This is a genomic window from Streptomyces sp. ActVer, assembly GCF_027270795.1.
Classification (GTDB): Bacteria; Actinomycetota; Actinomycetes; order Streptomycetales; family Streptomycetaceae; genus Streptomyces; species Streptomyces umbrinus_A.
Window position 1 is genome coordinate 1 of the sequence record NZ_JAPWHT010000356.1, and the last position, 10,795, is coordinate 10,795.

Consider the following 10,795-nt stretch of genomic DNA (forward strand, 5'->3'; position numbering starts at 1 on the left):
CGCCGACCAGGGCCGCGCTCGGCAAGGAGGGGTACGAACTCCGCGCGGGCAAACGCCTGTCGGTGACGGGTGCCACCGAGACCGGCGCCTTCTACGGCACCCGGACCATCCTCCAACTCCTGGCCCAGGGCGACCGGTTGCCCGCCGGACGCACCGTCGACGTACCGCAGTACGAGGAGCGCGGCGTCGGCGTCTGCGCCTGCTACATCCACATCACGACGGCCTGGCTGGAGAACCTCGTACGCGACATGGCGTACAACAAGCTCAACCAGCTGCTGCTCGAACTGAAGGTGAAGAGCGACGCGCACCCCGAGGCCAACACCTGGGGCTACTACACCAAGGACGAGATACGACGCCTCGTCGCCCTCGGCGAGAAGTACCACGTCACGATCATTCCGGAGATCAACTCCCCAGGGCACATGGACCCTTGGATAGAGAACCGCCCGGATCTCCAGCTCACCGACTCCGACGGCAACAAGCAGCCGTCCCGGCTCGACATCACGCGTCCTGAGGCCTTCGCCTACTACACGAGCCTGATGGACGAGTACGCGGAGGTCTTCAAGGCCGGATCGTGGCACATGGGCGCCGACGAGTACATGCTCGGCTCGGACTTCGCCAAGTACCCGCAGGTCCTGGAGTACGCCCGGGCGAAGTACGGCGCGAACGCCACCCCGCAGGACGCGTTCATCGACTTCGTCAACCGTGTCCACGCCTACGCGGCGGACAAGGGCAAGAAGCTGCGCGTCTGGAACGACGGGCTCACCGGCGCCAACACGGTGCCCGTCACGGCCGGGACGACGGTCGAGCACTGGCTGAACGTGGCGACGAAGCCCAGCCAACTCCGGGCCCAGGGCTACCCGTTGATGAACGCGGCCTACGCCCTCTATCTCGTACGCGGCGGCTTCCACTCGGACACCAAGGGTCTGTACGACCAGAGTTGGGACCCGCGCAGCTTCGAGGGCGAGAAGCTCGCCTCGCGCGAGGGCATCACCGGGGCGAAGATCAGTCTCTGGCCCGACAACGGGCGCGGCGAAACCGAGAACGAGGTCGCGGAAGACACCGACCCGGCCCTGCGTCACGTCGCCCAGGCCACCTGGGGCAGCCCCCACCCGGACTCCACCTACGCGCAGTTCACCGCTCGTGCGGCGGCCGTGGGCCACGCGCCCGGATGGCGGGACCTCACCCGCGTGCCGGTCGCGGACGGGACGTACACCTTCCGTGCGGGGAACGCGTCCGTGACGGCCGAGGTGAAGCGCACCCCGGACGGCTACGTGACCTTGAAGACCGCGAACGGCTGCCTCGAAGTGCGCGGCGGCAAGCTCACCCTCAACGTGCCGCCCCAGCCCGGTGTCGAGGTGTCCCGGCAGACCTGCGACCCCGCGAACACCCTGCAGCGCTGGCAGTTGGCGCCCGCGCAGGACGGCTACCGGCTCGTCAACGCGATCACGCAGATGGCCGTGCACGTGACCGACGACGGTCGGCTCGTGCAGTACCCGCCGGACCAACAGTCGCCCGCCGTATGGCAGTTGACCGCCGGATGACCCGCAGAGCCGTAGCCCGTAACCCCGTTGACCCGCTGACCTGAGGAGTCCGACCCGCATGGCAGTCTCCAGACGTCTCTTCGTCACGGCCGCCGCCGCTTTCGTTGCGTCCAGCGGTACGTCCCTGGCCCTCGCGTCCTCCGCCTCAGCCTCCGCATCCACGGCCGGTGCCTCTGCCTCCGCCTCGGCCGACGAACCGTGGTACCGGATCCCCGTGAGCCCCGACGACACCCCGGAGGAACTGGTCCGCAAGGCCTCCCAAGTCCGGCCCACGGAACGGCAGATCGCCTGGCAGGCTCTCGAACGCACCGCCTTCCTGCACTTCGGCGTGAACACCTTCACCGGCCTCGAATGGGGCACCGGGGACGAGGACCCCGACGTCTTCCAGCCGGTCGGCCTCGACACCGACCAGTGGGCCCGAGCACTGCGTGACGGCGGCTTCAAGCTCGCCATCCTCACCGTCAAGCACCATGACGGCTTCGTGCTCTACCAGTCCCGCTACACCAACCACTCGGTGGCGTCGAGCAGTTGGCAGGGCGGCCAGGGTGATGTCCTGCGCACGTTCGCCGACTCGATGCGGCGCCACGGCCTCAAGGTCGGCGTCTACATCTCACCGGCCGACGAGAACCAGTACCTGCACGGCGTGTACGCCAACGGCAGCGCCCGCTCGGAGCGCACCATCCCCACCCGGGTCCCGGGTGACGACCGCCCGGACGGGCCCACCTTCACGCTCCCGGCCACCGACTACGGCGCCCATATGCTCGACCAGCTCTACGAGGTCCTCACCGAGTACGGGCCCGTCGACGAGGTCTGGTTCGACGGCGCCCAGGGCCGTATTCCGCCGGACAAGGTCGAGAAGTACGACTGGGACAGCTGGTACACGCTGATCCGGACCCTCGTGCCGGACGCCACGGTCGCCGTGTCCGGACCCGACGTGCGCTGGGTCGGCAACGAAGGCGGGTTCGCCCGCGAGAACGAGTGGAGCGTCGTCCCCGTCCAGGAGAAGGACAACGGGCGCATGGACTTCGCGCTCTCGTACGACGCGCCCGACATGGGCGGCCGGGACGCCCTGGTCACCGCGCAGCCCGTGGCCGACCACCTCCAGTGGTGGCCGGCCGAGGCCGACGTCTCCATCCGGGACGGCTGGTTCTACCACGCCGACCAACAGCCCAAGTCCGTACAGCAGTTGACGGACATCTACTTCGGCTCGGTGGGCCGCAACTCGGTACTCCTGCTCAACGTGCCCCCGGACAAACAGGGCCACCTCCCGGCCGCCGACGTCACCCGCCTGCGGGAGTTCCGCGAACGAATCGACCGCGAACTGCCGGAGGACCTGGCCCACGGAGCCCGGGTCACCACCTCCCCGGGCACGATCACGGTCGACCTCGGCCGCGCCCGCGAGGTGAACCGCATCCGCCTCGCCGAGGACATCCGGCACGGGCAACAGGTGGAGGGCTTCGTGGTCGAGGCCCAGTCCGGCGGTGCCTGGACGCGAGTCGCCGAGGCCGGCACGCTCGGCGCGAGCCGCATCCTGCTCCTGCCGACCCCCGTACGGGCCCGCCGATGGCGCGTACGGGTAACGAGCTCACGCCAGACGCCACACCTGGCCAGGTTCGAGCTGCACCGCTCCCGAACCTGAAAGCACGGGGCCACTCCGGGCGCTTCAGGGGCGCGGGGAACTGCGCGCCCAGCCACAACGAACCCGCAGACGCAACACACGCCCCCCCCGCCCACCAATCAGGGGGTGGGCGCCGCACAGCGACGACCACCCCCAACACCCTCCCGCTCAAGCCCCGCGGGGCCCCGCGCCGCAGGGCCCCGTGCTCTCCCGAGAGATCAACCGCTGCACCGGTACCCGCACCGCCCGCGCCGGCCCCCCGTCCAGCAGCGAGGTCAGCTCCTTCGCGGCCGTCCGGCCGAACTCCACCGTGTCGCGGGAGAGCGCCGACAGCCACGGCTTGACCATGCGGCACAGCGCCGAGTCCTCCCAGGCGACGACCGAGACGTCACCCGGCACGGAGAAGCCCAGTTCCGTCGCCGCGGCGACTCCGGCGACGGCCATCACGTCGTTGTCGTAGATCAGCGCGGTCGGCCGCGAACCGCTCTCCACAACGCGGCTCTCCGACACGCCACCTTCCAGGGCGCCGCCCTCCAGAACACCGCCTTGCAGGACCCGGCGCGTGACGGCGGCGCCCTCCGCGTCCGAGTAGTCCGTGGTCACCGAGCGCACCTCGGCGAGCCCGCGCCGATCGGCCTCGGCGCGCAGCGTACGGATCCGGCGCCCGGTGTGCGCGAGGCCGGGCAGGCCCGCGATGTGCACGATCCGGCGGTGCCCGAGCGCGGACAGCTCGTCCACGACGGCGGCCATCGCGCCCGCGTCGTCCGCCCAGACGGTGGAAAGACCCGGGTGCCGCGCGTCCGGCGCCCCGCCGATGACCACCGCGGGCAGCCCAAGTTCGTCCAGCAGGTCCGGGCGCGCGTCGTCAGTCCGGGGGTCGACGACCAGCACCCCGTCCACGCGGTGCCCCGCCCACCAGCGCCGGTACACCGCGCACTCGTCGTCGACGTCCTCGACCACCTGGAAGAGCAGGCCGAGATGACGCTCGGCCAGGACCTCCTGGATGCCGGAGATGAGCTGCAGGAAGAACGAGTCCACGCCCAGGGTGTCCGCGGGCCTGGCCAGGACGAGACCGACCGTCGCCGCGCCCTCGCCCGACAGCTGGCGCGCCGCAGTGCTGGGCCGCCAGCCCAGTTGCTCGGCGACCCGGCGCACCCGGTCGCGGGTGATCTCGGAGACCCCCGGCCGGTCGTTGAGCGCGAAGGAGACCGCGCTCTCGGAGACCCCGGCACGCTGCGCGATGTCCTTCATCGTCGGCCGGCGCGCGGGAGACCGCTTGGCTGGCAACCTTGCTCCCCATTTCATGAAGCCGTGCTCAATGAAGCCCTGCTCAATGGGGCTCCGCACTAATGCGCTTGAGTCAGCTCACTCTAAAGCGCATTAGTGATCGGTTGCAAGAGGCGATCTCCAAGCTCATGACCTGGGCTGATGTCCAGCTAATGAATTTAGCAAGGCGGAATCCATTGACTTCCCCGCCGGGATGGATGCAAGGTCTGCCCGTCACCTCCGACCCACACCGTCGCAAAGGAGCCCGGTCACCGTGCGCATGCCTCGCAGAGCACTCGCCGCCGCTGTCGTCGCCCTAGCCCTGCCGCTCAGCGCCTGCGGCTCAGGAGGTGACGAGGGCGGTTCCACGGACGCCTCCGGCAAGGTCGAAGGCGACATCACCTTCCAGACCTGGAACCTGAGGGCCAACTTCAAGCCGTACTTCGAGGGCCTGATCGCCGACTTCGAGAAGAAGTACCCCGGCACGAAGGTGAAGTGGGTCGACCAGCCCGCCGAGGGCTACGCCGACAAGATCAGCGCGGACGCGGCAGGTGGCACCCTGCCCGACGTCGTGAACGTCTCGCCGGACCTCGTCGCCCCGCTCGCCAAGGCGGGCCTCGCGCTCGACCTCGACAAGTCCGCCGCGAAGTACAAGAAGGAGTACCTGCCGGGCGCCTGGGCGAGCCACGAGATACCGGGCATGCAGGGCACGTACGCCTTCCCCTGGTATCTGAACACCGGCCCGCTCTTCTACAACAAGTCGCTGTTCAAGGAGGCCGGCCTGGACGCCTCGAAGCCGCCGAAGACGTACGACGAACTCTTCGACGACGCCCTGGAGCTGGCCGACAAGAGCGACGGCAAGGTCGCCACCCTCGCGAACGTGCCCACCATCGAGGACTTCGGCCGCTACGGCGTAGAGCTGATGAACAAGGAGGGCACCGCCTTCGCGTTCAACGACGCCAAGGGGGTCGAACTCCTCACCAAGTACAAGGAGTTGTACGACGCCAAGGCGCTCGACTCGCAGGCGCTGACCGCGACCCCCGAGTCGTCCGGCAAGAAGTTCCTGACCGAGGCCGTCGCCATGAACCCGGGCAGCGCCCTGGACCTCGGCAACTTCAAGAAGCAGGCGCCGAACCTCTACAAGAACATCGGCATCACCGACCAGATCACCAGCACCGGCAAGGTCAACATGTACGTGATGGGTGTGATGGTCAACGCCCAGACCAAGCGGACGCCCGCCGCGGTGGCCTTCGCGCACTACGTCACCGACGCGCAGAACCAGATGTCGTTCGCCAAGAAGGTCGCGATCTTCCCGAGCACCGCCGGTTCGCTGGACGACCCGTACTTCACCGAGGAGGACGGCACGGACGAGACCCGCGTCCGGATCGCCGCCGCCAAGTCCCTGAAGAACGCGGTCAATTACACGCCGGTCCTGTTCAGCGAGCAGATGAAGACCGAGCTGCGGAACTCCGTGGCCAAGGCGCTGCAGGGCAAGGTGAGCCCCCAGGAAGCGCTCGACAACGCTGTCAGGGCGTGCGACCGGCTGCTCAAGCAGCAGGGCTGACCGACATGGCGAGTTCTTCCAGTACCGCTTCCTCCGGCACCGCCCCTCACCGTGCCGGAGCCACGCGGGTGCGGCGCCAACTGCCCACCAGTCCCTGGCTGTTCGCCGCCCCGGGACTGCTGGTCATCGGCATCTTCATCCTGTACCCCTTCGTCTCGACGCTGGTCAACGCCTTCACCGACCGCCGGACCCTGATCCCCGGCGAGTTCGTGGGCCTGGCCAACTTCCGGGAGCTGCTGCACGACGAGATGTTCTGGATCGGCCTGCGCAACAGCACGCTGTACGTCCTCGGGGTGGTCCCCGCGCTCGTGCTGCTGCCCCTGCTGCTCGCGCTCCTGGTCCAGAAGAACATCCCCGGCATCGCCTTCTTCCGGTCGGCCTTCTACACGCCGGTCGTCGCGTCCATCGTCGTGGTGGGACTCATCTGGGTGTGGCTGCTCGACGAACGCGGCCTGGTGAACTCGCTGTTGGAGACGATCGGTGTCGGCAGGGTCGGCTTCCTCAGCGACCAGTGGCTGCTCCTGCTGAGCGCCATGGCCGTCACGGTCTGGAAGGGCCTCGGCTACTACATGATCATTTATCTGGCCGCGCTCGCCAACGTGCCGCGCGAGCTGCACGAGGCCGCGTCGGTGGACGGCGCGGGCGCGATCCGCCGCTTCCTCACGGTCACCGTGCCCGCCGTCCGCTCCACCATGGTGCTGGTCGGCGCGCTCTCCTCGGTCGCCGCCTTCAAGGTGTTCTCCGAGGTCTACCTGATGGCCGGCCCGGACGGCGGCCCCGCGGGCGAGGACACCACGCTCGTGATGCTCGTGCAGCGCACCGGCACCGGCCTGACCGGCCGGGTCGGCTACGCCTCCGCCATCTCGGTCGTCGTCTTCGTCGTCACCGTCGCGCTGATGCTGCTCGTGCTGCGCGCCGACCGGAAGGAGGACGCGTGAGCATCGCCGAGAAGGTGCGTGAGGAACCGGCCGTCGCCGAGGCGGCGCCCCGCCGCAAGCGCGTCACCGACGAGCACGGCCGGAGCGTCCGGGTGTGGGAACTCGCCCTGCGCTACCTGCTGTTGATCGCCGTCCTCGCGCTCACCGTCGGGCCGTTCGTGTGGCAGCTGTCCACCTCGCTGAAGGGCCCGACCGAGGACATCTTCAGCTCGCCGCCCAAGTTCCTCCCCGGCGACCCGACCCTGCACAACTACGAGCGGGTCGCCGAGACCATCCCCGTATGGGACTACGCGTTCAACTCGCTGAAGGTCGCGACGGCCAACGTCGTGACGAACTGCGTCGGTTCGGCGCTCGCGGGCTACGCGCTCGCCCGGCTGCGCTACCGAGGCCGCAAGGTGACCACGCTCGTGTTCATCCTCGCGATGCTCGTGCCCGTGGAGGGCATCATCATCGCCCAGTTCACGACGATGCGTGAGCTCGGTCTGAACAACACGCTCATCGGGGTCGTCCTGCCCGGCTGCATCGGCGCGATGAACGTCCTGCTGATGCGCAACGCGTTCCTCAACCTCCCCTACGAGATCGAGGAGGCGGCCTACGTGGACGGGGCGAACGTCTGGCAGCGGTTCCTGCGGATCGCCCTGCCCTCGGTGAAGGGCACCCTCGCCGTCGTCGCGATCTTCGCCTTCATGGGCGCCTGGGACGACTTCCTGTGGCCGCTCATCGTGCTCAGCGACCCGGACAAGTTCACCCTGACCATCGGCCTCAACTACCTTCACGGCACCTTCGCCAACGACGAACGGCTCGTCGCCGCGGGCACGATCATCGCCGTGGCACCGCTGATCGCCCTCTTCGCCTGCCTCCAGCGGTACTTCTTCCGCGGTGTCGGCGAAGGCGCGGTCAAGGGCTGAGCCCCGCCAGCCACGGGCTCACCCGCCCACACCACCACGGGCTCGCCCGCCCGCAAGGCACCACACCCCCACGTACGCACCCCAGAACCAGGACTCCTGCATGCCTTCTGTCGTGCGCTTCGGCGTCAACTACACCCCGAGTGAAGGGTGGTTCCACCACTGGCTGGACTTCGACCTCGACTCCGTACGGGCCGACCTCGACTCCATCGCCGCACTCGGCCTGGACCACATCCGGGTCTTCCCGATCTGGCCCTACTTCCAGCCGAACCGTTCGCTGATCCGCCCGCGGGCCGTCGAGCAGCTCGTCGACCTCGCGGACGCGGCCGCCGAGCGCGGCCTCGACGTCAACGTCGACGGTCTGCAAGGGCACTTGTCCAGCTTCGACTTCCTGCCCGCGTGGACGCAGACCTGGCACCGGCGCAGCCTCTTCACCGACCCCGAGGTGGTCGAGGGGCAGGCGGAGTACCTGCGGACCCTCGCGGCGGCCCTCGCCGATCGGCCCAACTTCATCGGCATGACCGTCGGCAACGAGGTCAACCAGTTCTCGGCGGGCCCTCATCCGGACCCCGACCGGGCGCAGCCCGCGCAGATCGACGCCTGGCTGGAGCGGATGCTCACCGCCTGCGAGAAGGGCGCGCCGGGCAAACTGCATCTGCACGCGGAGTACGACGCGGCCTGGTACCAGGACGACATGCCGTTCACCCCGGCCCAGGCCGCCCGGCGCGGCGCGGTGACCGCCGTCCACTCGTGGGTCTTCAACGGCACGGCCCAGCGGCACGGACGTACCGGAGTCGCGACCGAACACCATGCCGCCTATCTGATCGAACTGTCCAAGGCCTGGGCCGACGACCCGTCCCGCCCGGTCTGGCTCCAGGAGGTCGGCGCACCGGCGCCGCTGGTCCCCGCCGAACACGCCGCCGCCTTCACCGAGGCGACCGTCGCGAACGCGCTCGACTGCACCGACCTGTGGGGCATCACCTGGTGGTGCTCCCACGACGTGTCCCGCGATCTCGCCGACTTCCCCGAACTCGAATACGGGCTGGGCCTGTTGACCAACGACCGCCGCCCCAAGGACAGTGCACGGGCGCTCGCGCGCATGGCCGGCTCGGCGCGCGAGCACACCTACGCCCCCAAGACCCGCACCACCGCGCTCGTCGTCCCCGACAACCCTGCCGACCGCTCGCTCTGCGCGCCCGGCGGACCCGTCTTCGAGGCGTTCTTCCGGCTCACCGCCGACGGCGCCCGCCCGGCCACCGTGCTCGCCTCACGCGCGGACGACGAGGAACACCTCGCCGCCCGTGGCATCACCGAAGTCGTCACTCCCGATCAGGTTCCGTAGTCCCCCACAAGAACTCCCACAAGGAGGCACTTGCTCGTGAACCCCACCAGACGCACCGTCCTGCTCGCCGCCGGCACCGGAGCCGCGGCAGCCCTGCTCCCGGCCGCACCCGCCACAGCCGAGGCGAAGGCCGCCGCGGCACTCCAGCCCTACGCGTCCTACTGGTACCCGGACTCCTTCCCCTCGGGCTCCCCGGGCGCCGGCATCACCTGGCGCAGCCTGAAGGCCTGGCGCGCCGCCGACGACACCGACCTGGCGTTCAACGCGGCGTCCGTGCCGCTCGCCGCCCGCTTCACCCCGACCCCGGCGAACACCACGGCCCGCTCGGGCCAGGCCCGTATCCAGTCCCTGGTCTCCTTCGGCCCGACGGCGAGCAACCCCTCGCAGGGCGCGGCCAACGCCGACTACTACGCCCTCACCCACTGGTCGTACGTCGACGAACTGGTCTTCTGGGGCGGCTCCTCCGGCGAGGGCCTGATCCTGGCCCCGAACGCGCCGATCGTGGACGCCGCCCACCGGCACGGCGTGCCCGTTCTCGGCAACATCTTCCTGCCGCCCGTCGCGTACGGCGGGCAGCTGCAGTGGACCCGCGACCTGGTGCAGAAGGACGCGGCCGGGCACTATCCGCTGGCCGCCCAGCTCGTCGCGGTCGCCGAGGCGTACGGGTTCGACGGCTGGTTCGTCAACGCCGAGACCAGTGGCGGGAACGCCGCCCTCGCCACCGACATGCTCGGCTTCCTCACCGAGCTCAAGACGCTCAGCGCGGCGAAGGGGCAGCGCGTCACCTGGTACGACTCCATGACCGTGAGCGGCTCGGTGAGCTGGCAGGGCGCGCTCAACAACCAGAACAGGGTGTTCTTCCAGACCGCCGACTCCATGTTCGTCGACTTCCGCTGGTCGTCGAGCAGTCTGGCCTCCTCGGGCACGACGGCCCAGCAACTCGGCCGCAGCCGCTACGAGTTGTGGGCGGGCGTCGACGTGGAGTCCAACGGCTGGAACTCCTCCGTCAACTGGAACGCGATGGTGCCCAGCAGCTCCGCGCACGTCGTCTCGGTGGGTTTCTACCGGCCCGAGTGGACCCGCAACCACCTGCCCGCCGGGCGCACCCCTGGCGACTTCCACGCCGCCGACGACCGGTTCTGGACCGGACGCTCGCTCGATCCGGCGAAGCCCGACGCCACCGACACCTGGCGGGCCCCCGCCGTCTCCGTCGCCGACCGCTCGACGGTGACCTCGGTCCCCTTCGCGAGCACCTTCAACACCGGGCACGGACTGCGCTGGTACGAGGACGGCAAGGTCACGTCGACCGCCGCCTGGAACCACCTCGGCCTCCAGGACCGGCTGCCGTCCCGGCGCTGGGTCGTGCGCACGACCGGCGCGCGCCCCGCCGTCACCTTCGACTTCGCCGACGCCTGGCGCGGCGGCAGCAGCGTCCTGGTCGCCGGAGCCCTAGATGCCCCCGCGACCCTCGACCTGTACGCGACCAGGCTCCCCATCGGCGAGGACACGGTCGTCGAGCTGACCCTCCGTGCCGACTCGGGGAGCGTGACGGTCGAGCTGGCCGTCGCCACCGCCGAACCGTCGGGCGCGGGCCAGCCGTACGCGTACACGTACTTCCCGG

8 protein-coding genes are annotated in these 10,795 nt (G+C 69.6%); 7 read left to right on the top strand and 1 reads right to left on the bottom strand.

Annotated features, from left to right (window positions below):
• Together O3Q52_RS39045 and O3Q52_RS39050 are read left to right on the top strand one after the other, a co-directional pair.
• Window positions 1–1,541: family 20 glycosylhydrolase (locus tag O3Q52_RS39045; protein ID WP_269653328.1), on the top strand; the 1,541-nt coding region annotated here is incomplete at its 5' end.
• Between the two features lie 58 nt (window positions 1,542–1,599).
• Window positions 1,600–3,180 (top strand): alpha-L-fucosidase, encoded by a 1,581-nt coding sequence (locus tag O3Q52_RS39050; RefSeq protein ID WP_269653329.1) that lies wholly within the window; start codon window positions 1,600–1,602, stop codon window positions 3,178–3,180.
• A 147-nt stretch (window positions 3,181–3,327) separates the two neighbouring features.
• Here O3Q52_RS39050 and O3Q52_RS39055 read toward each other — a convergent pair whose 3' ends face one another.
• Window positions 3,328–4,446 (bottom strand): LacI family DNA-binding transcriptional regulator, encoded by a 1,119-nt coding sequence (locus O3Q52_RS39055; protein ID WP_269653330.1) that lies wholly within the window; start codon window positions 4,444–4,446, stop codon window positions 3,328–3,330.
• A 259-nt stretch (window positions 4,447–4,705) separates the two neighbouring features.
• Here O3Q52_RS39055 and O3Q52_RS39060 point away from each other — a divergent pair, with 259 nt between their 5' ends.
• The 5 genes from O3Q52_RS39060 to O3Q52_RS39080 form a co-directional block, all read left to right on the top strand.
• Window positions 4,706–5,989, top strand: a complete 1,284-nt coding sequence (locus tag O3Q52_RS39060; RefSeq protein WP_269653334.1) for an ABC transporter substrate-binding protein — start codon at window positions 4,706–4,708, stop codon at window positions 5,987–5,989.
• 5 nt (window positions 5,990–5,994) lie between these two features.
• Window positions 5,995–6,927: a carbohydrate ABC transporter permease gene (locus O3Q52_RS39065; protein ID WP_269653331.1), complete on the top strand. Its 933-nt coding sequence runs from the start codon at window positions 5,995–5,997 to the stop codon at window positions 6,925–6,927.
• Between the two features lie 2 nt (window positions 6,928–6,929).
• Window positions 6,930–7,835 (top strand): carbohydrate ABC transporter permease, encoded by a 906-nt coding sequence (locus tag O3Q52_RS39070; protein ID WP_269653335.1) that lies wholly within the window; start codon window positions 6,930–6,932, stop codon window positions 7,833–7,835.
• A gap of 100 nt (window positions 7,836–7,935) precedes the next feature.
• Window positions 7,936–9,174, top strand: coding sequence for a glycosyl hydrolase (locus O3Q52_RS39075; RefSeq protein ID WP_269653332.1), 1,239 nt, complete (start codon window positions 7,936–7,938; stop codon window positions 9,172–9,174).
• A 36-nt stretch (window positions 9,175–9,210) separates the two neighbouring features.
• Window positions 9,211–10,795: endo-beta-N-acetylglucosaminidase (locus O3Q52_RS39080; RefSeq protein WP_269653333.1), on the top strand; the 1,585-nt coding region annotated here is incomplete at its 3' end.

Coding starts and splice junctions, on each gene's coding strand:
- O3Q52_RS39065 (WP_269653331.1), top strand. CDS start 5,995: ATGGCGAGTTCTTCCAGTACCGCTTCCTCCGGCACCGCCCCTCACCGT.
- O3Q52_RS39050 (WP_269653329.1), top strand. CDS start 1,600: ATGGCAGTCTCCAGACGTCTCTTCGTCACGGCCGCCGCCGCTTTCGTT.
- O3Q52_RS39060 (WP_269653334.1), top strand. CDS start 4,706: ATGCCTCGCAGAGCACTCGCCGCCGCTGTCGTCGCCCTAGCCCTGCCG.
- O3Q52_RS39075 (WP_269653332.1), top strand. CDS start 7,936: ATGCCTTCTGTCGTGCGCTTCGGCGTCAACTACACCCCGAGTGAAGGG.